Origin of the sequence: Tropicibacter sp. Alg240-R139 (assembly GCF_900537075.1) — a bacterium.
Classification (GTDB): Bacteria; Pseudomonadota; Alphaproteobacteria; order Rhodobacterales; family Rhodobacteraceae; genus Falsiruegeria.
Genome location: NZ_UNRA01000005.1, coordinates 83,431 through 107,726 on the forward strand (window position 1 = coordinate 83,431; position 24,296 = coordinate 107,726).

Annotated in this window: 21 protein-coding genes and 6 pseudogenes; 9 read left to right on the plus strand and 18 right to left on the minus strand. The window is 56.1% G+C overall.

What is annotated here, in order from left to right; genetic code table 11:
* Positions 1-296: 296 nt before the first annotated feature.
* Complete coding sequence (locus tag G6R15_RS18010) at positions 297-863, minus strand: helix-turn-helix domain-containing protein (RefSeq protein WP_164661372.1); 567 nt, start codon at positions 861-863, stop codon at positions 297-299.
* 88 nt (positions 864-951) lie between these two features.
* On the opposite strand from G6R15_RS18010, the gene G6R15_RS18015 reads away from it, so the two are divergent.
* Positions 952-1,248 (plus strand): DUF6525 family protein, encoded by a 297-nt coding sequence (locus tag G6R15_RS18015; RefSeq protein ID WP_255456187.1) that lies wholly within the window; start codon positions 952-954, stop codon positions 1,246-1,248.
* 135 nt (positions 1,249-1,383) lie between these two features.
* Positions 1,384-2,559 carry an acetyl-CoA C-acyltransferase family protein gene (locus G6R15_RS18020; protein ID WP_164661374.1) on the plus strand — a complete coding sequence of 392 codons (1,176 nt, stop codon included), beginning with the start codon at positions 1,384-1,386 and terminating at the stop codon, positions 2,557-2,559.
* A 30-nt stretch (positions 2,560-2,589) separates the two neighbouring features.
* On the opposite strand, the gene G6R15_RS18025 is transcribed toward G6R15_RS18020, so the two are convergent.
* On the minus strand, positions 2,590-3,234 hold the full coding sequence (locus tag G6R15_RS18025) for a 4Fe-4S dicluster domain-containing protein (protein ID WP_240336805.1): 645 nt from the start codon (positions 3,232-3,234) through the stop codon (positions 2,590-2,592).
* Positions 3,235-3,912: 678 nt separating this feature from the next.
* Here G6R15_RS18025 and G6R15_RS18030 point away from each other — a divergent pair.
* Both G6R15_RS18030 and G6R15_RS18035 read left to right on the plus strand, forming a co-directional pair.
* Positions 3,913-4,575, plus strand: a complete 663-nt coding sequence (locus G6R15_RS18030) for a GntR family transcriptional regulator (protein ID WP_164661376.1) — start codon at positions 3,913-3,915, stop codon at positions 4,573-4,575.
* Between the two features lie 25 nt (positions 4,576-4,600).
* Complete coding sequence (locus G6R15_RS18035; protein ID WP_164661377.1) at positions 4,601-5,356, plus strand: aspartate/glutamate racemase family protein; 756 nt, start codon at positions 4,601-4,603, stop codon at positions 5,354-5,356.
* Positions 5,357-5,488: 132 nt separating this feature from the next.
* On the opposite strand, the gene G6R15_RS18040 is transcribed toward G6R15_RS18035, so the two are convergent.
* The 5 genes from G6R15_RS18040 to G6R15_RS18060 all read right to left on the minus strand — a co-directional run bounded on the left by G6R15_RS18040 (position 5,489) and on the right by G6R15_RS18060 (position 11,513).
* Positions 5,489-7,222 (minus strand): thiamine pyrophosphate-binding protein, encoded by a 1,734-nt coding sequence (locus tag G6R15_RS18040; RefSeq protein WP_164661378.1) that lies wholly within the window; start codon positions 7,220-7,222, stop codon positions 5,489-5,491.
* Between the two features lie 205 nt (positions 7,223-7,427).
* Positions 7,428-8,510, minus strand: a complete 1,083-nt coding sequence (locus G6R15_RS18045; protein ID WP_164661379.1) for a lyase family protein — start codon at positions 8,508-8,510, stop codon at positions 7,428-7,430.
* The gene (locus tag G6R15_RS18050) at positions 8,503-10,017 is read right to left on the minus strand and encodes a tripartite tricarboxylate transporter permease (RefSeq protein WP_164661380.1); all 1,515 of its coding nucleotides are present in this window, start codon (positions 10,015-10,017) and stop codon (positions 8,503-8,505) included. The genes G6R15_RS18045 and G6R15_RS18050 overlap by 8 nt, the downstream gene beginning before the upstream one ends.
* 6 nt (positions 10,018-10,023) lie before the next feature.
* On the minus strand, positions 10,024-10,488 hold the full coding sequence (locus tag G6R15_RS18055; RefSeq protein WP_164661381.1) for a tripartite tricarboxylate transporter TctB family protein: 465 nt from the start codon (positions 10,486-10,488) through the stop codon (positions 10,024-10,026).
* 65 nt (positions 10,489-10,553) lie between these two features.
* Positions 10,554-11,513, minus strand: a complete 960-nt coding sequence (locus tag G6R15_RS18060; protein WP_164661382.1) for a tripartite tricarboxylate transporter substrate binding protein — start codon at positions 11,511-11,513, stop codon at positions 10,554-10,556.
* 101 nt (positions 11,514-11,614) lie between these two features.
* On the opposite strand from G6R15_RS18060, the gene G6R15_RS18065 reads away from it, so the two are divergent.
* The 3 genes from G6R15_RS18065 (at position 11,615) to G6R15_RS18075 (ending at position 13,962) form a co-directional block, all read left to right on the plus strand.
* Positions 11,615-12,529: a LysR family transcriptional regulator gene (locus tag G6R15_RS18065; RefSeq protein ID WP_164661383.1), complete on the plus strand. Its 915-nt coding sequence runs from the start codon at positions 11,615-11,617 to the stop codon at positions 12,527-12,529.
* Positions 12,530-12,548: 19 nt separating this feature from the next.
* Entirely contained in the window at positions 12,549-13,034 is a 486-nt protein-coding gene (locus tag G6R15_RS18070) for a flavodoxin family protein (protein ID WP_164661384.1), read from the plus strand.
* A 271-nt stretch (positions 13,035-13,305) separates the two neighbouring features.
* On the plus strand, positions 13,306-13,962 hold the full coding sequence (locus G6R15_RS18075; RefSeq protein ID WP_164661385.1) for a TRAP transporter large permease subunit: 657 nt from the start codon (positions 13,306-13,308) through the stop codon (positions 13,960-13,962).
* A gap of 93 nt (positions 13,963-14,055) precedes the next feature.
* On the opposite strand, the pseudogene G6R15_RS23135 reads toward G6R15_RS18075, so the two are convergent.
* From G6R15_RS23135 to G6R15_RS18095, 4 genes and pseudogenes are all read right to left on the minus strand, one after another.
* A pseudogene (locus G6R15_RS23135) lies at positions 14,056-14,163 on the minus strand (carboxymuconolactone decarboxylase family protein); the annotation flags it as partial.
* A 106-nt stretch (positions 14,164-14,269) separates the two neighbouring features.
* Positions 14,270-15,301 carry a fumarylacetoacetate hydrolase family protein gene (locus tag G6R15_RS18085; protein ID WP_205520555.1) on the minus strand — a complete coding sequence of 344 codons (1,032 nt, stop codon included), beginning with the start codon at positions 15,299-15,301 and terminating at the stop codon, positions 14,270-14,272.
* A 27-nt stretch (positions 15,302-15,328) separates the two neighbouring features.
* The gene (locus G6R15_RS18090) at positions 15,329-16,309 is read right to left on the minus strand and encodes an MBL fold metallo-hydrolase (protein ID WP_164661387.1); all 981 of its coding nucleotides are present in this window, start codon (positions 16,307-16,309) and stop codon (positions 15,329-15,331) included.
* 16 nt (positions 16,310-16,325) lie between these two features.
* Positions 16,326-16,634, minus strand: a complete 309-nt coding sequence (locus tag G6R15_RS18095) for a hypothetical protein (protein ID WP_164661388.1) — start codon at positions 16,632-16,634, stop codon at positions 16,326-16,328.
* 104 nt (positions 16,635-16,738) lie between these two features.
* Between G6R15_RS18095 and G6R15_RS18100 the strand changes: the two genes are divergently transcribed.
* A complete protein-coding gene (locus G6R15_RS18100) occupies positions 16,739-17,731 on the plus strand; it encodes a helix-turn-helix domain-containing protein (RefSeq protein ID WP_164661389.1) in 993 nt (330 codons plus the stop codon).
* A gap of 25 nt (positions 17,732-17,756) precedes the next feature.
* Here the strand turns inward: G6R15_RS18100 and G6R15_RS18105 are convergent.
* The 6 genes and pseudogenes from G6R15_RS18105 to G6R15_RS18130 form a co-directional block, all read right to left on the minus strand.
* Positions 17,757-17,906 (minus strand): annotated as a pseudogene (locus tag G6R15_RS18105) (IS5/IS1182 family transposase); the annotation flags it as partial.
* Positions 17,905-18,189 (minus strand): annotated as a pseudogene (locus tag G6R15_RS18110) (integrase); the annotation flags it as partial. The pseudogenes G6R15_RS18105 and G6R15_RS18110, both read right to left, overlap by 2 nt.
* Before the next feature lie 8 nt (positions 18,190-18,197).
* Positions 18,198-18,611, minus strand: a complete 414-nt coding sequence (locus G6R15_RS18115; RefSeq protein WP_164661390.1) for a hypothetical protein — start codon at positions 18,609-18,611, stop codon at positions 18,198-18,200.
* A gap of 57 nt (positions 18,612-18,668) precedes the next feature.
* Positions 18,669-20,887, minus strand: a pseudogene (locus tag G6R15_RS18120) (DUF1989 domain-containing protein).
* Positions 20,884-21,255 (minus strand): cupin domain-containing protein, encoded by a 372-nt coding sequence (locus G6R15_RS18125; RefSeq protein ID WP_164661391.1) that lies wholly within the window; start codon positions 21,253-21,255, stop codon positions 20,884-20,886. Before G6R15_RS18125 ends, G6R15_RS18120 begins: the two are co-directional and overlap by 4 nt.
* Positions 21,256-21,257: 2 nt before the next feature.
* Positions 21,258-22,750, minus strand: a pseudogene (locus tag G6R15_RS18130) (ABC transporter permease subunit); the annotation flags it as partial.
* Positions 22,751-22,803: 53 nt separating this feature from the next.
* Between G6R15_RS18130 and G6R15_RS18135 the strand changes: the two are divergent.
* A pseudogene (locus G6R15_RS18135) lies at positions 22,804-23,438 on the plus strand (DUF3445 domain-containing protein).
* A 73-nt stretch (positions 23,439-23,511) separates the two neighbouring features.
* On the opposite strand, the gene G6R15_RS18140 reads toward G6R15_RS18135, so the two are convergent.
* The gene (locus tag G6R15_RS18140; RefSeq protein WP_240336806.1) at positions 23,512-24,141 is read right to left on the minus strand and encodes a helix-turn-helix domain-containing protein; all 630 of its coding nucleotides are present in this window, start codon (positions 24,139-24,141) and stop codon (positions 23,512-23,514) included.
* Positions 24,142-24,296 lie beyond the last annotated feature (155 nt).

Consider the following 24,296-nt stretch of genomic DNA (forward strand, 5'->3'; position numbering starts at 1 on the left):
ATTCACCAATAGACTTTTCGACCCTTGGGTGATCCGCGCTACGTTATGAGTAACTAGTCTACACAGAATTCCGTCGGCGCAGTGACTTCTTCGACCACCCCCCCAGTTTGTAGGTCGAGGAAGTTGAATACGTATCTCTGCTCACGCAATTGCGTCGACGGACTGGTCAGGAAACCCATTTTTAGGGCGACTGATCAATGACCAGGCTTTGCCGCTACACCCAGCCTGGTCTCCCCCGTCAAAGAGAACCCCCTCCTCTTTGACGGGGATCACCTTAGCGGCTTCGGTCGAACATATTACGCGTTTTTGACGATCAGAAAGACGCGTGCAGGCTGATCTTCGGCTTCAATGGCATGCGCAATGTCCGCTGCATATCGGGCGGTATCCCCGACGTTCAACGTATTGGTTGCGCTACCCGAAGTAACCCGAACCGACCCGTCCAGCACAGTCAGCTGTTCGTTGGCCCCACGCGTGTGCGGCTGACTGTTCAGCGTCCCACCCGCTTCAAACCGAATGTCGTAAACTTCATGCCCGCCGGCCTCTTCGGGGGGCGACAGGATCTGAATGCGACAACCCTGCCCCATGTTGTCTATGCTGGGCACGTCCGACGCGCGCAGAACTTCGATCTTGTCCGCGGCCTCACCGTCCTCCAGCAGACCGGCAAAATCCACCTGCAGCGCCCGCGTCAGGTTCCACAAGGTCGCGATCGTCGGGCTGCTTTCCCCGCGCTCAATCTGGCTCACCATCGAACGGGACACGCCCGACAGATTCGCCACCGCTTCCAGCGACAGTCCGTGCGCCCTCCGTGCCTCTTTCAGGCGCGCGGGCAGGCGTGTCAGGATATCGTCTGCATTCTCCGTCATAACGGAGTCTCTGCCTGTCTTTCCCTGCCCTTGTCAACTCTAGCCAGCCCAGGTAAAGAAATGTTACGTAATAACATTACAAATTATCATGCACAGAAACATCGCCTCTTCCCTCCGGCGCCGCAAGGCCGCCCCAATGACCCGCTTTGATCGGCTGCATCCCGAACTTCGCGGCTGGCTCCAGCACGCCATGCTCAGTTGGTCGGTCAAGTCGGTCGAACGGATCTGGGCCAAAGCCATGCGGCAACACAGGGGCAACGTTCAAGCCGTTTTGACCGAGTTGGACCGCATTGAGCGCGCCCACATGATCCGCGATATCGAGCGCATCTGGGGCCCCGATCACCCCAGCCTGCCTGGCAGCAATTCAGTACGGGCCGCCGCATAAAGCCAGTGCACGGGGTGTGCACGCTTAGTGCACGCATAGTGCATATGGGATTTGACCAGTTTTGTTGACGGCACGTTCCCGCAGACAGGGTCGTGCTGCACATGCATACTGCCGCCAAATCGAGAGGAGACTTCTATGACCGACATCGTGATATTGGACGGTGCCCGCACCGCCATCGGCACCTTCGGCGGGGCGCTGGCCTCGACCGCGCCCATTGACCTGGCCACCGTCGCAACCGAGGCCGCGCTGGAACGTTCCGGGGTTGAGGGTGCGCAGATCGGGCACGTGGTTTTTGGCCATGTGATCAACACTGAACCCCGCGACATGTACCTCAGCCGCGTGGCGGCGATGCAAGCGGGCATCCCCAGTGGCACACCCGCGATGAACGTCAACCGCCTTTGCGGATCGGGTGCGCAAGCCATTGTTTCCGCCGTTCAATCTCTGATGTTGGGCGACGCCGAATTTGCTCTGGCCGGTGGTGCGGAAAGCATGTCGCGCAGCCCCTTCATCATGCAACAGACCCGCTGGGGTGCCAAGATGGGCGACGTCAAATCGCTCGACATGATGCTGGGCGCATTGAACTGTCCGTTCGGCACCGGCCACATGGGCGTCACGGCGGAAAACGTCGCAGACGAACACCAGATCACCCGCGAACAGATGGACGGCTTTGCAATGGCCAGTCAAACCCGCGCCGCAGCAGCCATCGAAGCAGGCCACTTCAACAGCCAGATCACGCCGGTCCAGGTCAAGGTCAAGCGCGACATGGTGGACTTCGTGGTCGACGAACACCCCAAGGCCACCACCGCCGAGGCCCTCGCCGGACTGCGCCCCGTCTTCAAGAAGGACGGTCGCGTAACTGCCGGAAATGCAAGCGGAATTAATGACGGTGCGGCGGCGATGGTCTTTGCTACGGCCGACGCCGCAGAGAAGGCTGGGCTGAAACCCAAGGCTCGTGTACTGGGCTATGCCCACGCCGGTGTCCGCCCCGAAGTCATGGGCATCGGCCCGGTTCCGGCGGTGCAAAACCTGATGGCCAAGACCGGCCTTACAGCAGATGATTTCGACGTGATCGAAAGCAACGAAGCCTTCGCTTCGCAAGCGCTCGCGGTCAACAAGGAACTGGGTCTGGACGCCGCCAAGGTGAACCCAAACGGTGGCGCGATTGCCCTGGGTCACCCAGTGGGTGCAACCGGCGCAATCATCACACTCAAAGCGCTTTATGAACTGGAGCGGATCGGCGGCTCCAAGGCGCTGGTCACTATGTGCATCGGCGGCGGTCAGGGCATCGCACTGGCGCTGGAACGCGTTTGATTTACTGAAGAAAGTCGAAAGGGGTCGCCGTCATTCGGCTGCGGCCCTTTCTTTTCTTCGGGCCAGTTTGGCCGCCAAGCTTATTCCTACACCGGGACGCGACCAAGGGCATTGCGCGATGCAGATCGCACAGCCGTGGGTTTGGTTGAAGAATGGCAAACACTTGTCGAAATCGACGTACCATTTGCGCGCGCCCCGTACCATTTGCTTGTCCGCCGACAAGGCTTCGGGCGGACAGGCATCTTCGCAAATCCGGCAGTTCTGACAAAAAGCGTCGATCCCGTGTTCCCGCGCGGGGGTCGGCTCAAACGGGGCATCGGTCAGTACCGCGGACAGCCGAAATGAGGCGCCCAGTTCCGGGTTGATGATCGAACCGTGCTTGCCCAACTCTCCAAACCCGCAGGCCAACGCAGGCGGAATCAACGCAAGCGCCCCGGTCATCGGTCCGGTGACGGCCTCGGCCTCCCATCCTTGTTCCCGAATCCACCCGGCAACCGATTTAGCAGCCAAAGCAGCACGGGCATATTGGGCCATCACTTCCAGCCCTGCACGGGTTTCCGGCGCGGTGGAAATCTCGACATAATCGTGTTGCACGCCCAAGACGATGACCCGCGACTGCGGGATGCCATGGCCTTCGAACACCCACTCGGGCCGCATTTCGGCAACCCCGGTCATTTCACAAATGGAACTTTGCACAAAATGATCCAAGCCGCGCGTCCATTCCTTCGAAGACCGAGAGATAGCCTCAACAGCAACATCGGGTAGGGGAGCGTCCAGAATCTGCTGTCGCTCGGCTCGTCGACTGCCGAACGCCGGTTCGTTAGCTGATCGCCGGTAGAAATAGAGCTGTAGGGTCCCATGTGGAATGTCCCCTGGCTCGGGCGCCCAATAGACCATCGAAGGGTTACGCGGCTCTGGCTCGCCCAGTCCGTTTATCTGATTGCCGCTAATCGCAGGCTGACATGAAACCTGATCGGAATCCGGGCGAAACGGGCGATATGGGTTCGGCTTTGGCATCATCAGACACTAACACAGTTTATGTCTATGGTTGGACTCATCAAACTTGGGTTTGCTGCTTACTTCGGATCTCGAAGAGCAACGTGTTCTCATGCAGCATAGGAACCTGTCTTGGAAGAACCTAAAACCCACTATCCCCAAAATTTCTTCGCAAGCCTAAAGTCGACGATCGGCGCGAAGTATCCCAGAGCACATCGCATAACGTCGTTGCCAAGCAAAGTCGTCTGCCACCCCATATTCTGTATACAATTCCGCATCCAATATTGTGGACAAACTCATTGACATTTGGCCCGGCTATGGCAAGAACGGATCAGTCAATCAAAAAGGCAACCGGACATGAGCACGAGCGTTGATTTGGTGTACGAACAGGTCCGCCAGATGGCTGCCAATTTCGAGTTCAAGCCAGCGGAACGGATCAATGAAAGCGAGCTGTCCAAACAGTTGGGCGCCAGCCGAACTCCCCTACGCGAGGCGATGAATCGGCTGACCGCGGAAGGTCTGTTAATGTTTGAACCCGGTCGCGGATTCTTTTGTCAGCCACTGACCCCGGAACTGGTTGTACATTTGTACGAAATACGCGAGGCGCTAGAAACCGCAGCCATTCGCGCCGCCGTCGAGCGTGCAAGCGACGATGACATCGCAATTCTCCGGCAGTTCCTGACCGATACCGCAGACCGCTATGCAGATGGCACTCCAACCAAGGAAATCGTGCGCCTTGATGAGGAATTTCACCTCATGATCGCGGGGCTGTCAGGCAACCCCGAGTTGGTGAATATGATCAAGCTAACTTACGAACGCATCCGCTATGTACGTTGGATTGCAATGCGAGAACGGATCGACATCACCCACGCAGCGCATTTGCACATCTTCGAAGCGCTGGAAAATCGTGACAGCCAAGCCGCCGAAGAGCGCATGCGCACTCATATCAAGACGCACAATGCTGAGGCGACTGAAATCGTGGGCAAGGCGTATAGCAACCTTTACGTCCCTCAACACTAAGGTTTTTCAGGAAAGGGCCAGAGCAATGGCAACCGAATTTGGTGGAAAATCCGTCTATGGCGCTGTGCTAGGTATCCTGATGCTCGAAGCGCGTTTTCCGCGCATCTACGGCGATATCGGCAACGCCACCACATGGCCATTTCCTGTACAGTACCGCGTGGTTAAGGGAGCCAGCCCCGACAAAGTTGTGCGCCAGGATCCCATGCTGCTTGTCGATGACTTCATTGCTGCAGCCAATGAACTGGTAGAAAGCGGGTGTGACGGGATTACCACCAACTGCGGGTTCTTGGCACTGACGCAGGAGCGGATCTCCAGGGCGGTTCCGGTGCCAGTGGCGACCTCCTCCCTGATGCAGATCCCCATAGTGCAGGCGCTGATGGGACCGGGCAAGAAAGTGGCGGTTCTGACGATATCAAAGAACACGCTGACACCAGCTCACATGAAGGCGGCAGGCGTTTCGAACCTTGATGAAGTTCCGATCTTTGGCACCGATGGCGGCCGCGCCTTTACCCGCTGCATCCTGGATGATCACGCCGAGATTGACTTTGAGGCCTGTCGTCAGGACATGATCGATGCCGCGCGCCAGATCGTGGAAACAGACCGGGACATCGGCGCAATCGTTCTGGAATGCACCAACATGGTGCCCTACGCCCGCGACGTGCGAAAAGTCACAGGCCTGCCAGTCTATTCAATCTACTCTTTCGTGAACTGGTTCCATCAGGGGCTAATGCCACAGCGGTTTCCGCTTGAGCTCGACGATCCCCGGGCAGGCTTGTACTAAGTTCGGTTTCTCTGCCTGACGGCTCGAAAGGAAAAGGAAGCAGCGGGCGCAGCGGGAGAGTAAGAATTACTCTCCCGCTGCGCCCGCTGCCTTGCGTTCCGCTATTTAGGGCTGAACCGTCTAGCCCTAATGTTACTCAAAGTATGGCAGGTTTTTTGCCTTCGCAGCTCGAACCCAATTTGGGACAAACGGCACGATCTTATCCTGCGTCGGTACCATCATCTCGATAAAGCTGGCGCCCTCATGTTCGATCGCCTCTTGCAAGATCGTCTCAATCTCATCCTCAGACGTGATCCGCACCGTTTTGAACCCAAAGGCCTCGGCTAGTTTGACATAATCCACTGCACCAAAGTCCGTCGACCAGGGCTCGTCCACATCATCCAACAAGATCGCCTCTCCTCGGATCCAACCAAAGGTATCGTTTCGATTGAGAATAACGGTGACGTTCTTTCCTGACCGACGAATGGTTTCCATGTCGCCCATCACAAACCCAAACGACCCGTCACCAGTGAACGAAATGATGGGCCCGTCAGAGGCATAAGACGCGCCCAATCCCGCCGGCACCGAATAGCCCAACGCCCCCATCGAGTAGTTGGTGATATAGCGCCGCCCCGGTTCCTTGATCGTCAGCAACGCCGACGGGTAGATGGCACTCACGCCCGGCTCGGACGTGATGATTGCGTTGGCAGGTAGGATCTTGTCCAAGGCTTGGCTGAGTTTTACTGGTGAAACCGTACCTTCGGGCATCGGGATGTTCGAATTGAACACTTTGTCCAGCGCGGTCTTCTTGATCGGGTTCAGGTCAATCTCATCACGGCGCAGATCGGGGTGTTCTGATTTTAGAATCTGGACCATGTAATCCAGCGTCGCGCGCGCGTCCCCGACCATGCCAACCTTGACCGGGAACATGTTGCCCACATGCGCCTCGGCGATGTCCAGATGCAGGAACGTCTTGGTCTTGGGATCGCCGTACAGCTTCCAATGATCCGTGGCCGCGCTGTCGGTGTTGCTGCCAACAAAGAAAATCGTATCCGCCTCGCGCACGTAGGAATTGGAATACTCCATCCCACCACGGCCACCGATTACCCGCAAGGCCAGTGGATGGTTTTCCGGGATCGTGCCCTTACCCGGCGTCGTGGTCGCAACCGGGATCTGCAACAGTTCCGCAAGTTCCAGAACCGCCTGCGTGGCGCGCGAGATCAACGCCCCCTGCCCGCACACGATCGCTGGTTTCTTGGCCGCCAGCAGCACGTCGATAGCCTCGCGGATCTTGCCGTGATCGGCGACCGGGCGATGCGCGGGATAGCTGCCGTATTCGGGCGACGCATATAGGTCATCCACTTCGGCCTCTTCGTGAAACACGTTGATCGGCACACGGATATGCACAGGCGCAGGACGACCCGAAGTCGCAACACGGAACGCGCGGCGCAGCATGAACGGGATCTCAAAGGCGTTGGTCAGGGTAAAGCTTTCTTTGCAGATGCTGTCATAAAGCGCCGTTTGGTCGACCCCGGTCAGCCCGTGCTTCTTGTCCTGATTAATCGGGATGTCCGAGCTGAAATAGATAATCGGGACCGAGCTTAGATAGGCCTCGGTGATGCCGGGGGTGCAGTGGGTGACACCGGGGCTCGGCGCCTCTAGCACACAAGGTTTGCCGGTGATCTTGGCATAGGCTTCGGCCGCATAGGCCGCTGTGCGCTCATCCCGAGTCAGCACGTATTCGATGTTCGAGTTTTCGCGCCACTCTTTATACCAGCCGATCGTGGTTTCCCCGGGCAGGCCGAACACATGTTCAACCCCGTGGAGTTCCAGCATTTTTAGGATGATCTGAGCGCCATTCAGAGTGGCCGGTGAGGTGTTGGTCATCGCAGAGGGGTCCAATCGGATCAGGAAGTCGCAAAATTGTATACAGCTTGTAATACCATTTTCCACACAGATCAACATTCAGCTTCGGTCGTCGGAAAATTCATCACATCAACAAACGAAAAGAGCCGCCGATCCGAAGCGGGATCGACGACTCACGGGAAGAGACCCGGTCCATTTTGTCTCCGGACCAGGCGAGGGAGTTCGGTTAAGCTGCGCCAGGCAGCTTGTCTTGCATCGCGTCGCTGTTGACGGTCAGCGTGTTGAACATGGTCTCGGTCCAAGACACCGCACCTGACGTCAGCAGAAAGACTTCCGGAACGACAACCCATTCAGCGATCCAGACGCCGCCTGAGCGTTCGTGCTCGTGCTGGGTCAACTCGCCAATCTGCTCGGCGCGTTGACGCCCCAGACGGGCCACCGCTTCGCCGAATTCGGACGCGCGTTGGTTGCGTTTGTGCGCCATGGATGATGATGCGCCCTTGCGTTGTTCGTGCACCTCGTGCACCTCTCCGATGTCCGACGAAGACAACAGGTTCACGTTGTGCGCAATCTTGCAGAGCGTCGCGCATAACAATCCAAGGGCAGACACCACATCACCCACGCCATCCCGGGCGTTCTGCCAATGTGGCTCGGCTGTAAAGAGACCCAAAGCGCCGGCAACACCCTGTTTGACCTGCAATCCGACGCCGTCTTTATACTCTCGCAGATCACCTACCGGGCCACCCACTTGGGCATTTAGACCACGGCGCGCGGCCTCGGTTAGGGCATCGGAACGGCGGTGCATCTCGGCCTGCCAGAGCGTCAGCTTGGTCGCCAGCCGGATCGGAACGGCGTACTGACCGTTGGTGCGACCCATCATCCAAATATCGGGATGCGCCTCGATCAGGCGCGCCAGTGCAATATCAATTCGCCCCAACGTATCCTGAATGTGCTCCAGCCCCAGCTTCATCTGCAACGCCACAGCGGTGTCCATGATGTCTTGCGTGGTCGAGCAATAGTGAACATGCTCACCATGACCACCAGCCCTGGCACGCAACTGCTTGACCAGGCCAACAATTGGGCGCCCCACCAGCATCATCTCGTGCTGAAGCTCCCCCTGATCCAGGTCACAGACCGAAACCGCATTGATGGCCTCGGCCGCCTCGGCCGGGATCAGACCCAGCTTGGCCTGTTGCCCGGCCAACACCTGCTCGACAGTCAGCCAAGCAGACATCGTGGCATGTTCAGACCAGATCGACCGCATATCGGCGCTGGAGAAACAGTCGCGATAGAGGCCAAAATCAAGCATCACCCAGACCTCCCTGCGCCAGCTTGCGCTCTTTCATCATGCCGCGCACCCGAAAAGCGATCGCAACAACGCCAAGCAACAGGAAGCCAAGAGCAACCGGACGCTCGACAAAGATCAGCGCACCACCATCCGACATCAGCAGGGATTGGCGGAAGGTCTCTTCTGCGCCCTTGGCCAGCACAAACGAGATGACAAAGGCGGCAATGTTGAAGTCATACTTGCGCATCAGCCAGCCACCAAATCCCGCCACGGTCATCACGGTCACGTCGAACATTGATCCGCGGGCCGAGTATGAGGCGACAAATGCCGTCAAGAAGATCAGCGGATAAAGCACATTTGTCGGGATCTTGAGGATCAATTTGGCGACCTGAGTTGCACCAAAGTAGCCGATGAATCCATAGGCCACGATGCCCAGCATCCCACAGGCGAACAGTTTGTACACCAGCTCCTTGTCCGTTAGGAATAGGGTCGGACCCACCTGGATACCGTGGATCAGGAACACGCCCAGCAGGATCGCGCCGATGGTCGAACCGGGAATACCCAGCGTCAGCAGCGGTGCCATAGACGGGCCGGATACGGCGTTGTTGGCCGATTCCGGGGCCGCGACCCCTTCAAGCGCACCCTTTCCCCATTTCTCGGGATTGGTGGCGCGGCGCTTGCCCTCGCCATACGAAATGAATGCAGCGATAGCCGAGCCCAGACCGGGCAGAACACCGATGCCTGCGCCGATAAAACCACCGCGCAAGGCGTGCGGCAGACAGGGTTTGTATTCTTCCCAAGTCAGCGCGTTTCCGTCGCCTTCGCTTTCGTTCTCTTCGACGTCACCGGTCGCTTTGCGACGCGATTCCATCTGGGCGAACACCTCACCCAGAACAAAGACACCGATCATCAGCGGCACCAGACCGATGCCATTCGACAGGTCAAACGACCCGAAGGTGTAACGCTCTTCGCTGGAAATCGGATCCAGGCCGATCATCGCGATCAGGATACCCATAATGGCCGAAGCAAGCCCTTTGGTGATCGAATTGCCAATGACCGAACCGATGACGACGAAGGCGGCAAAGTAGATCGCAAAGGTTTCTGGCGGACCCAGTTTTAGGGCAATTGCAGCGATAAATCCGACACCCACGACCAGCAGGATATCTCCCATCAGGTCCCCGATGACCGATGAAATGGTGGCCACCTTCATCGCCTTCCCGGCCTTACCCGCGCGGGCCAAAGGATACCCATCGATTTGAGTGGCGGCAGAAGCTGCGGTGCCGGGCGTATTGAACAGGATCGCAGCAATCGACCCGCCGTAGCGGCCCGATTTTCCGATCACGTAGAGGAACGCCAAGGCAAAGAGCGGCGGCATGTAGAATGTGATCGGCAATAGCATTGCTATCGCAGCCGAAGCGGTCAGGCCCGGCGTGGCACCAACGATCATGCCCACAGCAGCGGCCAGAACGATGGCAAAAAGAAGGGTCGGATCGGTGATGACCGAAAGCATTGCGGGAAAGATTTCCATGGCCCGTTACCCCTTGATCCAGTCGAGCAGGTCAAAGACCTCGCCAAAGGGTGGGAACACCCCCAGCAGCTCAAAGAAAATGACGTGAAACACCAGCGGACAGATCACCACCGACAGCGCCAGACCGATCCAGCTGCGCACGCCGAACATGTAAAGGACGATCGGCGCAACGATAGCCGTTGGCAGCAGATAGCCGAACCAGCGGAACGACTGCTGATAGATCAGGGCGATCAGGAACAGGCCAATGAATTCGAATGTAGCGGCGTGGTCGGTCTTGTCTTCGCCCGTGGCGGTCTGTTGCGACGCACCCAGGATCATCACACCCGACAGCAGCAGCAGGGCAAGGCTTGCGGAAAAGGGCACAATCCCGGCCCAGGTGTCACCGGGTGTGGCGCCGGGAACTTGCCAAGCGCCCCATAGGGCCACCAGCGAAATCACGATTAGAACCAACCCTTCGGCATATGCACGCATGGTATCCTCCGTCAGTCAGTTTAGGAACGACCGGACCATTGTGGCGGCCCGGTCGTGAGTGGAGTTTACTTGCTCAGGCCTTCGACCAGCGGGGCGGCGTCCGATTTCATGGCGGTCAGCCCTGCCTTGGCGTCTGCGCCGTTCTGATAGACCGGGCCGGTCCCGCGCGAGGCCAACAGTTCCGCGAACTCGGGCTTGGCAGCGATTTCGGCCAAAGCGGCCTCCATCGCGGCGACAACTTCGACAGGTGTGTCTTTCGGAGCAAAAACAATCACCGGCGAGGATACGGCGGCAAAGGGAATTCCCAGCTCACCAAAGGCGGGCACGTCCTTCATGATGGTGTCCCGGTCTCGGCTGTTGACGGCCAAAGCGCGCAGCTGCTCTTCGAAACCGGCTAACTGCTGAACACCCAGGAAACCAAAGTCAGCCTGCGACCCGATCAGGGCGGCACGGGTGGGTCCGCCCCCTTTGAACGGAACGTCCTGTGCTTCGATGTCGTTGTTTGCCAGGAAGCCCAGACCGCCGACGTGATGGAACCCACCGCGACCCGAATGTGCCCAACGCAAGCTACCGGGGTTGGCTTTGGCCGCGTCGATCACGTCCTGCACCGTCTGGTACGGGCTGTCCTTTGGCACCATAAGCGAAGTGCGAAGTTGACCAACCTGTGCGACGAACTGAAAGCTGTCCAAAGCGTCAATTTTGGTATCGCGGGTCATGGTCGACAGCAGGAACGAACCGCCCGAAGTCATCATCATGGTATAGCCATCGGGGCGTGCGCCCACGACCGAGTTTGCGCCGTTCAGACCACCCGAACCGGGCTTATTCACGACCACAACCGGCACGTCCAGCACACCTTCCGCTGCGGCCGAGATGGCTCGGGCATAAGCGTCAGCGCCACCGCCCGCCTTATAGGGCACAACCAGGTTGATAGGGCGCTTGGGCCAATCAGCGGCCAGGCTGGCCGTTGCGGAAACCGTGAGTGCGATGGTGGCGGCAACAGCGCCAATCAGAGTTCTGCGTTTCATGAGGGTCCTCCCAAATTGATCACACCCAAGGTACCGGAAAGCTTCAATTGCAAAAAATGCAAAGATGTTTGATACTCTTGCAAAATACGAAAGCTTTGCACATGAACATCAAGGCTCTTCGCGCCTTTCGTACCACCCTGTCCGAGGGGTCTCTGACCGCCGCGTCCGAGATCATGCACCTGAGCCAACCGGCGATCAGTCGTCTGATTTCGGGGCTCGAGGCGGAACTCAAGCTGACCTTGTTTGATCGCAGCGGGCGCGCCCTGACACCGACGCCCGAAGGATTGTCGTTCTATCGCGAGGCCGGGCGGATTTTAGACAATCTGGACGAGGTGCCCCGAATTGCGGCTGAAATCCGCGCCGGTCGATCGGAAAGCCTGCGGATCGTGACGATGCCACGGATCGCGCAGGCCGTGACCATTCCGGCGATTGCCCAGTTTATGAAGGAACACCCGAACGTCAACGTCAGCCTTGACGTGCGCAGCCGCCGGGATGCGGGCAAATGGCTGGCCGGGCGCGCCTATGACATCGGGGTCGGCGCCCTGCCTGTCCAACATCCCGGCATCCGCACTGAGGCCCTGATCCGAGTTCGGGGGCAAGCGGTTTTGCCTTTGGGGCATGACCTGTGCAATCGCCCCGAAGTCACAGCCGAAGATCTGGTGGACGAACCCGTCATCCGCCTGATGCACGGGTTGCTGCTGCGCGAACAGCTTGATGACATCTTCAGCTCGGCCGGTGTGTCCCCGCGGCAATCGGTCGAGGTTGCTTCGTCGCAAACCGCCTGCGGTTTGGTGGCTGCTGGGGCCGGTGTCACCATTGCGGACGAGCTGAGCGCGGCAGAGGTCCGGCCCGGTTTGGTTGATCTAGTGCCGCTCAGCCCAGCACGTTGGATGACATTTGGTATCCTCTATCCGGTGGCACAGAAATCGTTCAAGGCGCTCGAAGATTTCAAGGCGATCCTATCGGAACACACCGCTACACTCGCCGGAAACAGCCCGACCCTGGCGGCCGACTGAGCACTGGAGCGCAAGACCCATGTCATCCCTGTTGATCGTCTATCACTCGCGCACCGGCGGCAGTCGGCAGATGGCCGAAGCCGCCTATGACGCGGCCAAAGGTGAAACACAGGCCGTTCTGAAAGAGGCAAGCCAGGCAAGGCCAGAGGATGTTCTGGCAGCGTCCGGTTACATCTTTTGTGCGCCCGAAAACCTGGCAACCATGTCTGGGATTATGAAGGATTTTTTTGACCGCTGTTATTATCCGGTATTGGGTCAGATCGAAGGGCGCGCTTATGCGCAAATGATTTGTGCCGGATCCGACGGTCAAGGCGCCGTGCGCCAGATTGCCCGCATCGCCCAAGGGTGGCGTCTGAAAGAGGCCCAGCCCGCGATCATCCTGTGCACTTACGCCCAAACCCCCGAGACCATTTTGGCCCCGAAGGTTCTCAGCGACGATCAGTTGACCCCGTGCCGTGATTTGGGTCAGGCGTTTGGCGCGGGCTTGAACATGGGTGTGTTCTGATTTCTCACTTGGCGGCCGCGTCGGGTTTTGCCCATCGCCCCACTCTGTGCGGGACACGAAGCTCTTATTGCATCACGACCGACTGACAGCAGAGATGTTCAACCTTTCCGTCTGAGCCAAAGAATTTATTAGGTTGCAATAATTAAGTGATTAATTAAAATTCCATCCGACAGGCTAAAGTGCTCAAAGGCGTGACATCCGTGCCACCGCCGAATTTGCGTGATCAAGCTGCGGCCATTGCCGCAGAGGCAAATCCTGGGAGGAAACACCCATGCACAAACTTAAGAATGCTGCACTTGGCGCCATTACAGGTGTTATATTTGCAGCCACATCCGTGTCTGCAGAAATCGTCTTAAATCACTCTGACAGCAATCCGGGACAAGGAGCCCTTGGCCACGTTGTCAAATGGTATGCCGCCGAACTGGAAAAGCGTTCAAACGGCGAATTGAAGATGAACATTAACTGGGCATCGTCGCTGTTGTCCGCGAAGGATACGCTGGGTGGCGTTCAGGATGGTGTTGCGGGTACAGCAACATTGATCCCGCATTACATTCCCAATGACACGCGCCCGATTTTGTTCGCCGACCTGCCAATCGTTAAGCCCGATGCTTGGGTTGCGCCGGCATTTGTTGACCTTGTTCGTCCGGACGAGCTTGAAACTTGGCAGTTTCTGGCCGGGGTCGTCGAGGCCATGGATCTGAATCTGATTTGGTTCGGTGTTGTTGTCGTGAAGCTTCTCGAGATCGGACTGGTTACGCCACCTTTGGGATTGAATGTGTTCGTGATCGCGAATGTTGTCGGCAAGCGGGCTTCGGTTGAAGAGGCATTTTCCGGGATCGCCCGTTTCCTGGTGATGGACGTCGCCGTGATCATTCTGCTTGTCGCGTTCCCCGTACTTTCGTTGTTACTGCCTTCGGCAGTGAATTAGCGGGTTATCCAAAAAGAACGACCGTTTTATATGGATCATAACTGAAGCAATTTCCGCCTCCACTGTCTGGCAGTGGTGGCGGAAATGGCTGACCTACTCCTCAGCGAAAACGGATGCCGCTGCCTTGGAGGCCTGAAGAGCGGCGGGAAACCCGGCATAAACGGCCATTTGCAAAATTTTCTCAGCTATGTCGTCCCGAGTGCATCCACTGCGGCACTAGCTTGCGAGCCAAACAGTTCAGCCATTTTTTCAGCCCCCCGCTCATGTCGGGAAATGTCGGTTTTCATAGCGGCACCTTTGGTTTGAGTTAGACCAAGTATCTTTCAAGCGAAGCCCGGACTGGCCATCGGCCGGGAGCAAGGCCAGATTGCGGTTCGGCAAACGAGCAACGCAACGTCCCCAAGCGCGAGAAGTTGATTTCAACTTGATCACCAGGGTTCAGAAAGTCGTCGAAATCCAAGCCTGTACATCCCGGGATCGTCCCAAAACCGAACACCGTACCTGGTTCGATCTGACAAATTTCCTGCATCCAGGCGAATACGGCCTCGGGCCGGTGGCTGATTTCGGATGTACTTCCAGAGAACCGGGGTTCACCATTTACGACGACCCAAACGTCTTGATCATAGGCGTCGCCGACTTCGTCTGTTGTAACCAAATAGGGACCAAGTTGATTGCCGCAGGCCATATCTTTCGTCAGGCAGAGGCCTCCGGTAAACTCAGGGGCCTGAACATCTCGAGCGGAAATGTCGTTGAATATACAATACCCTGCCACAGGTTGCCGGGAATTGCCGTAGATCACAGCGAGCTCCGGTTCGATATCCAATCTGGATGTATAAAGAGGCCATGGAATGACCTGCTGATCTCCGGTGATCGAATTCATATTACACTTGTAGTAGGGAAGCGGCTCTGGCTTTTGGGTCGAGACATCGCTCGTGCCAGAAATCAGACTTTTGCCTATGGCGTGTAAAATTGGCTCGGTCGTCGGGTTCCCCTTTTCGTATTTTAGCAATGTCTCAAGAGAGTTTCGAAGGTGATTTGGCGTCAATCCGAAATCAAAAAGGGCCGCGACGTCCACCGGTGCAAGAAATCTTATGGCCCCCTGTTCGAACAAGACATCACTTGCGAATTCCTGAAGATTCTGTTGCCCCCAATCCAGCAAAGTTCGGGCCGCTTGCTCACTCTCGGGCAGATTTTCGAGATAGGTTTGACTGTCCACCAGGAAGTCGAAGTGCATGCCGGATTTTTCCTGAAGCACCGAAAATGCGACAACTGAGGTGCCGATCAATCCTCCAAATTCAGGTTCCACAGATCCAGGTGAGACAAAACGGACTAGTTTCATAATGAATCCCTCCGGTTCGGGCAAAGTTCAAAACGTTGGCGACAAACTTCTTGATTTGGCCACCGAGAATATTTCGTCAAAGGTTTCAGCCTGATCCCAAGGCTGATCGTGTGGTTCTGCTCGAAATTCTCGAAATGCGCGCTCTACGTTCATGTAAACGCGTTCCGGGCAGAGCCAATCTGTATAGGGACCAAGATCGATCCGGCGGGCCGCATCGCCCGCAGCCAGTCCACGGTCATAAAACACACGGGACTCTGCTTCCACGTATCGCAGATACGCTTTCATTTCCGTGACCCCTTCCACGCCACAGACTGGGCCGTGCCCGGGCACGATGGTTTCGGGTTTCAACTCGTCGATAATCATATCGAGCGCGCGGTACCATTTGTCGAAAGTTCCGACCCACCCCATCGGTGTGCACAGCCGAAAGAGGACGTCACCGGCAAATAAAACGCGTTCCTTTGGCAGCCAAACTATGGCGTCACCAACTTGGTGACAGGGGCCTACGTGAATGATGTGAACCTCGACGTCATCAAGGATGACCTCTAGCCGATCATCAAAAAGTGTTGTGGGTGGAACGAGATTTACACCGGAGAAATCGTAATCCTCAGCGATCTGCCTTGCCGCGGTAAACACGCCAGGATGCACCGCCTGCATCTGGGGGCCTGTGACGGCATCTTCCGCCATATGCATCATGTGAAGGAACTCTTCGGGATTGGCGACCTGCTTCATTCTCTCGGGCAAACTGCGATGGCCAATAATTTCTGAACCCTGAAACAACTGATTGCCGAAGACATGATCGGAATCTTCGTGAGTGTTGACAACTTTCTTGGGCATCCCGGTCCAGACCTTGCCGAACATGTCGATCATTTGACGCGCGTGGGACAGATCCGACTGGGTATCGATCACAAGGCCGCCGCCGATATTGATGAGCCCTGAGTTTGCATCGCACACCCTGTTCTTTTCGTTGAGCACCGCATAGCAGCTGTTGCTGACCTGTTCCATTTTCATGAGACGTCTCCTTGCTTTAAGTGTGCGTAACAATTTGTATTAAATAGATTTTTGTCGCCCTCGAATCCATAAAGTGAGGGCCAATGATCAGGCGCATCTCCAAAATGCCGTTTCCCCGCCGTGATGGTTCTGTACCCGCTGTGTTCCAGAATGGATGCAAGCTCATCAAAGTAATTGGGCGCAATTGTGCTTGCTGAATTTGGACGGTGCCAACCGGCAGAAACGCCAGTACAAATGAGAGAGACACGGTCTTGGCGAAAAAGCGGTGTTCGAAAGCCACCCGTTTCAGAAATCCTTGTGTCAGCACGCCAATCACCTCGCTCATTCCGAAACAACGGTTCCGGGCTCTGGCTTGTCGGTTGATTTACGAGACGATACTGTCGCCAGACAGTCTATCGGATTCCTGCAGTTGATATGATCTGAGAAACCATGATCAAGCGAAACAGGCCTGAGACGTCCAGCGAGTGTTTCCAGATTTGGGAACTCACGGACCCGACCAACGTTCAAAATTCAATTGAAGTCCTTGATCAGGACATAATCGCCCTGGGCAGAAAGCCATTTTCGGCCAAACGAACCCTGGTCACGCTCGAACGCATACAGTTGGTGACTCACAAGTCCAGCCACCGGGTCCGGACCCGAACGAAAGTAGATCCGGAATATGTTGCGTTTTTGGCCATAGGCCCCACTGCTAAAGGGATGATCGACGGTATCAGATTGAACGCCGATATCATGGTGGTGGCCGCACCCGGAACCGAGGCGGATTTGGTCTTAGAGCCCGGGTACGAAAGCGTGACCGTAATGATGTCTCCTGATGACCTGAAACGATTGCTTCTGGATCATGGCGAGGTAGAGGTAAATCCGTTTGCGCAAAGGTTCGAGTTTAGAACCTGCGATGGGCCACAGGTTCAGGAGTTCTGGTCGCTCTGTCAGAAGGTCGCCAATACCGCCGAGCGAAGACTCAAGTTCTTTGGTCTGAGCGAAATCGCAAGAGCCTCGGCCCAGACTGAGATTCAGGAAGCCCTGGTGTCGGTATTGAGTGCCGAGGACTCTGCTGATCGAAAACTCGAAAATGATGTTCTTCAACGCTACTCTAAGATCATCAAAGATGTCGAAGCTTTCTCAATGCGGCATTTGGACGGGCCCGTTTTAGTCCGGGATCTGTGCCGCCATGCGAACGTAAGTGAACGAACATTGCACTTTGCTTTCCGCGAAATACTAAACATGCCTCCTGCTGCGTATCTACGGCGCTTAAGGTTGCACAGGGCCCGCAGTGATTTGCAGCTCGGCTCGAAATCATCAACTACGGTTTCCGCAGTTGCCCTTGATTGGGGGTTTTGGCATTTCGGCGAGTTTTCTCGAGCTTACAAAGCGCTTTTTGGGGAAATGCCTTCGGCGACCCTAAAGAGAAAGAGCCCTGCGTAAGTGGAGTTTTTAAAATTGAACTAGGTCATGTTGACAGATGGCGGAGCCAGCGGCGGATGGGTATGATGTCGATGAACCCCGGAAAACTGTCTGCGGTTTTGTCGTAGCGGATTGCGACGCAGCAGGTACTTTTCGGTTTGTTGAAGCACCGTTCTACCATGTTGGTCAACTGATAACCCACGCAGACGAAAGGGCAGAATGGCCAATACCGCGAGAATATATTCGGGCAGGATCGCTTCTTTCTGGACCGACGGCCGTGCATGCTTGCGCTTGATCCCAGCCAGCACAGTGGCGATGTGCCTGTCTTTACGGTCGAGGGTGAAGCCATACTGCGTGTAGTTCCAGGCAAGCCCGGACAGGCGACGTTCAATTATCGATACAGACAACGCAGGGGATCTGTTTGTCGGTGCGGCCAGTTCCGTCAGAAAGAGTGCGATCATTTCCGGCGACGGGGGCAGCCTTGAACTCATGATCCTGATTGCCCGAAACTCAGGAAGATCAACGTGCGTTTTTCTAGGCCCTTGTCCTTTTTCGAAACGCGATAGGTTCCATTCTCGGTCACCAGTTTGCGCTGGTGATAGCTATCGGGATGGTTCACGTTCTTTTGCTCCCAAAAGAGTTCACCTTGTCGACAGTTTGTCACTTGGGCCCAGATTCGCTCAAAGAATTGATCGGCATCTGTGCTTCTGAACGGGTGCACCCAAAAGCAGGAAACCCCAACATAGCTTTGAAGACTCGCGTACCTTCTGCACAGTGATCCCTTCGGGGCAACATCCAAGGTGACATAGTTTTCGATCTCTTCAACTTGGTGGCAGTCTTCTGCAAACCCTTCTTGGCAATAGGTAACAAGACTGCTCGAAAGCAAAACATATGGCAGCATTCTCTGCCGTCTCTCTAACATTGTTGTTTTGCCTCGGTTGGTGCCGGACCACGGCAGCTATTCTGCTGCGTCTGGAACAGTCGCCTCTGTATACGTTCCCTTGACGCGCTCTTTCGTGGGATCAAAGTGAGGGAAGGCCACGAGCTTGGCTTTCAGACGCTTTTGCTGACCATCCAACTGCCCAATCTCAATGTCCGTACCAAGAGCGGCATGGGTGGTTGCGACACGACCTAAGGCAATGACTTTGCCCAAAATGGGCGACTTCATCGCGCTTGTGATTTCACCCACCTGTGCTTTGCCAATGCGAACGCAATCTCCGGCAGACGGGATGGTGCCGCCTTCGATTTCGAACCCTACGAGTTTGCGGTGCGGGTGGGCTTTGCGTTCTTCGATCGCCGTTCGGCCAATGAAGTCGTCTGTTTTTGACTTCAACAGAACCGTAAAGCCGATTCCGGCCTCGAAGGGGTCGGTCTGGTCGTCAAATTCGGACCCGGCAAAGATCAATCCGCTTTCGATCCGCAGCATGTCCAGTGCCGCCAGGCCAAGCGGTGTGATGCCATAGTCTTGGCCGATCTCCCAAACGCGGTCGAATATCTCTACGGCGTCCTTTGGATGGCAGAATATTTCATATCCCAGCTCGCCTGAATATCCGGTGCGTGAAATGACGACTGACGTTCCGGCCACATCGCCGACATGGGCTACGGTCAACCGGAACCAGGGCAACTCGTCAATTGTCGGTTGCTGCGGGGGCGTCCAGAAGATTTTGGACAGGATTTCGCGGCTGAACCGACCCTGAACAGCGATATTGTGCAGCTGATCGGTCGAATTGCGCACCCAAGCATTGAGGTTACGCTTGAGCGCCTGTTCCTGCAGCCACAGACCGCTGGTGTCATTGCCGCCAATCCAGCGGAAGTTCGTTTCGCCCAACCGATAAACGGTGCCGTCGCCGACCATGCCACCGTGCTCGTAACACAAGGCGGTGTATACGACCTGACCAACGCTCAGCTTTTTCATGTTACGAGTCACGCAGAGCTGCATCAGCTCTTCGGCGTCCGGACCAACAACCTCGTACTTGCGCAACGGGCTCAAGTCCATCACGGCAACCTTGTCCCGGCAGGCCCAGTATTCGGCTATCGCGCCGTGATTGGTCATCGTATTGGGCAGCCAATAGCCGTTGTATTCGATGAAATCACGAGGGTGCCGTGCAAAGCAGTCGTGAAATGCTGTTTTCTTGGTTTCTTCCACATCCGCCTCCGCAGATTTTCTATAGCCGTAAGATCGCTTGAAATCCTCGGTCGCCTTGTAAGTTCGCACCTGAATGTCGGTGGGGTTCCAGCCATTGGCCGGGTCAATGTCGCAGGGGCATCCGGTGCTGACGCAAACCAGATCGGTCAACGCGCGCAACAAGACAAAATCGCCCGGCCGAGACCATGGGTCGTCCATGCCGATGGCGTTGGTGTCATCCAACATCGTATTGAAAAAGAAGTTGATCGCCTGCCAGCCGCCGCGCGGTTTTATGCCGTACTGGTCAAGGTCCTTGTTGATATTGTCGGAACAGTTCACAAGGCCGGGGTATCCGAGATCCTCGTAATACCGCGCGGTGCAGGCCAACCCAAAGGTGTCATGCCGCCCACAGGTGTCCTGAATGATCTCGACCAGCGGTTCTTGATCAACCGACCAGAATTTTGAAAATATCCCGGGTTGTGGATACAGGTTGCCCATCAGGCTGCGCGTTGTGGTCGGATCAATCTCGCGTTCGGTGCCATTGTCCAAGGCTCGACGACTGAAAGCCTGAAAATCCGAACTTTCGCGACCCTTGATATCCACGATCTGAATGAATTCCCCGGCTTTAACCTCGTATGAACGGGCGTTCCCTGGCTGAACATTGACGTCCTTTAACGGATCGGCGAGCGGGTCGGGCGGACCGCGTCGCCTTGACCGATGTCGAAACCGGCAATCTCCAGTGCGCGCAAGACCTTTTTGCCAGACGATGACCCATTCGCCAGTGTGGCGATCAACCCGACGGGCCGCCCGTGTCCCTGCGCGCCCAACATGGCCGCATCGGAACTGCGATCGGGGGCATAGAATACCATTTCCGCCGGTTGCATACCATCGCGATCCAGCAAGGTGATTTTGTCACCTTTGGAAATAGGAACCGCGCGCGAACCCGCTCCGGGCACCGGATGACGCTCTGTCCCATGTGGCAGGATCGGAAGGCCGGGGGCCAGAACGCCGCTGCGCTCAAACGGAACTTCAAAAACCGGTTTCACAGTCATAATGCACCTTCGACGATGGATTTGGTTGCACCGCGATGGGTTACCTCCAAAAGACAGCTCGTTTTGGTATAGGAAAAATGGCTGGATCCGGCAGTCAGGCTGACGAAATCCCCGCTGCGATAGCTGAACCCGTCGTTATCTGTCAGATCCCCTTCCAGGACAAAGAACTCTTCAGCGCCGGTATGGGTATGCGGGTTGGACCGGGTGCCTGGTGCCATCTTCATCAGATAGCTGCCTTGCCCTGTTGCCTCGTCAAAGCTGACGTTTTTCCAACAGACCTGCTCGTCTGGCAGGCCTTCCATCTCCATCCGGGTGAAACCGATGTCCTCAAATCGGACGACAGTGCGAGCGTTTTGTAGCTGTGCCATATCTAATCAAGCCCCAGCCGCTCTTTCCGCTGCTCTGCCCAACTGCTGATCGCCATGTCAAAGGTAAGCGCCATGAGCGAAACGTTGAGACCCAGAACGAAGTTCTTTCCAAGTTCGGTGCCAGCCAACGTGCGCTGCAATTCCTGGCCCAGATCCTGCGTGCCAATGAAGGCCGCAATGATAACCATGAAGAAGGCGAACATGATGGCCTGATTGAACCCGACTGCTATTGTCGGCAGTGCCAGCGGAAACTGCACCGACAACAGCTTTTGTCGACGGGTCGAGCCGGACATGTCGGCGGCTTCGGTCATCTCAGGTGGAACGCTGCTCAGGCCGATGATCGTGTAGCGGATCAATGGTACGGCGGCGAAGATGAGGATCGAAAACACAACTGCTACATCGTTGACTCCAAACAGCATGATCGCGGGGATCAGGTAGATAAAGCTGGGGAAGGTTTGCGCCGTGTCACAGGCGAAAAGGATGTTGTTAGACCAGCGAGACGAGCGGGCGGCGACAACGCCAAGCGGAATGCCGATCAATGTGGCCAGCGTCACAGCGGAAATCACCGTGCAAAGCGTGATCACCGACCGGTCCCACCAGCCAGAAAAGGCAACGATGGTGAAAAAGACCGCCGCATAGATACCGGGTTTGCGACCGTCGACCCAATAGGCAAAAGCAACCACCATCAGGATGAAAGCCGGTGTCGGAATGGCTAACAGAGAGTTTCGGAACGGGATCAGAACTTTGACGTTCAGGAACCAGCGCAGCCATTCGGTTGTGCCTTTGATCATGTCCCATGCCAGGACTGACTTGATCGCAACGTCGATTTCCTTGCCCTGGCTTAGGTGCTGTTTGCGGCCAAGATCGGGAAGATTTGCGAGATAAGGATAAACCCAACAAACAGGGCCAAGGCGACCAATGAAATCTGATGCCGTTTCCACCACGGCGTGCCGCGTTCAAAGTGAACCGGTTGCTTGACGACCCAAGCCTTAGACATTCGATCCAGCGTGACCGCCAGCAAAACGATTGTGACCCCAATTTCGAACGAGCGACCCAATTTGAAGCTGCCCATCATCGCCAATAGCTTGGCACCAAGGCCGGGCATGCCGATAAAGGCGGTCAGAACGACCATGGCCAGGCACAGCATAATCACCTGATTGACCCCGACCAGAATTTCGGTACGCGCGGCTGGCACATAAACATGACGCAGCATCTGCCAACGGGTGCATCCCGACATCTGGCCTGCCTCGATCACTTCGGGGCTGACTTTTTTCAGACCCAATGTAGTCATCAGGATCATGGGCGGGATCGCAAAGGTGATTGTCGCGACGGCCCCGGCTGTGGGTCCGACCTTGAAGAAGGTCACGGCCGGCAGAAGGTAGGTAAAGAAAGGTAGGGTTTGCAGAATGGATAGAATGGGTTTCATTATCCGTTCGAACCCGCGATATTTCCAGGCTGCGATGCCCAGAACCAGACCCAGCAAAAAGGCCAATGGACATCGACCACAGCTTTACCTTTATGGACGAAACTACCCTGCCTTATGGGCCGATGGAATACATAACCCGTCAGGCGCAAGGCGATTTTGTTGTACTGGATCAACGCGACGAAATGCTGTGGATGGATGCAGGCATGGTGACGACCCAAGCCGACTGGAGCTTGGATTTCACATCGGCATGAGCTTTTTCGAATGGCATGCGCCGGTTCCCAAAGCGCATGAAATGGGCATTTTCAAACGCGCGCTAAAGTTCCTGCTGAACATTCAACAGGGCGCGCCGGCGCGGCGTTTGAACTGGACAATGACGGTGAACCCGCTGCTGGATACCAGCTCCGAGAACTATCACCAGTGGGGTGTTCAAAAAAACACGCTGACGCCCGAGAACATCGGTCGCAAGCAGCATCTTAGGGTCGAGCTGCAAACTTTTTTCCGACTGCCAAGTTCAAACGCAATGGTGTTCCCGATCCGCTGCTATCTGTGCAATTTCCAGGACCTGATAACGGTTCCGAAATGGGGGCGCCGTTTGCACCGTGTGGTTCGTGATCTTCCCGTCGAGCTTGCCACATACAAGGGGTTCATCGACAACCGACCGATGATGCTGGACTACCTCGGTCAATTTGACGACGGGCTTCCAACATCACCCGGTGTTTGGCCCGATCTCGAGACGGAACCAACTTTGTCCAAGTAGGGCATCGCGCATCTGATTTAGCGATCAAGGAAGACATTGAAACGGGCACCACGCTTCGGCGTGGTGCCTGCTGTTAATTCGTTTGCGGGTAGCTGATCACAGACAGATACCGGGCCGGCAATGTGACCAGACGCTCTGGTCCATGCGGTGCATCTGCATCAAAGAACAGGGTGTCGCCGGGTTGTAGCGGGTAAATGTTGTCCCCGTGGCGATAATCCACTTCGCCATCCAACATATAGATCGTTTCGATACCGCCATGCTGAAACGTTGGAAACCTATCTGACTCTGCCGTCAGGGTGATCAGATACGGCTCGACGATTACGCCTGATTCATTGGCGCCGATGTGACCTAGCAAATTGTACTGATGGTTCGCGCGTGTTCCCTCGCGTTCCAACTCCACGCCTTCGCCAGCTTTCGTATGCACGGCCTCGCGACGCTCTTCGAATTGTCGAAAAAAGCTTGTCAGAGGCACCGACAAGGCATCAGCCAACAGCTGCAGCGTCGTCAACGAAGGCGATGTATTACCATTTTCGATCTTGGACAGCATGCCGATGCTCAGACCAGTCAGATTGGCCACTTCGGCGACGGTGATATTTTGCTGTTTTCGAAAAGCACGGACCTCGCGACCAATCGCAACTTCAAGCACTTTTTCACGTTCGCCTGTCCGAACGGAGTGTGGATTCTGGGTCAGATTTCCCGCCATTTCTAAGTCGCGGTTTTTCAATTCCATACCTTCAATGTCTTGCTACACTTGTCCAAACCGGTTCTGCAAGCAAGTGCTGCGCGATATGCCTTCGACATGGGCTACCTTAACAATCTGTGAGCGATAGCTAAACTGCGACTTTTGAGCTGTTGTGA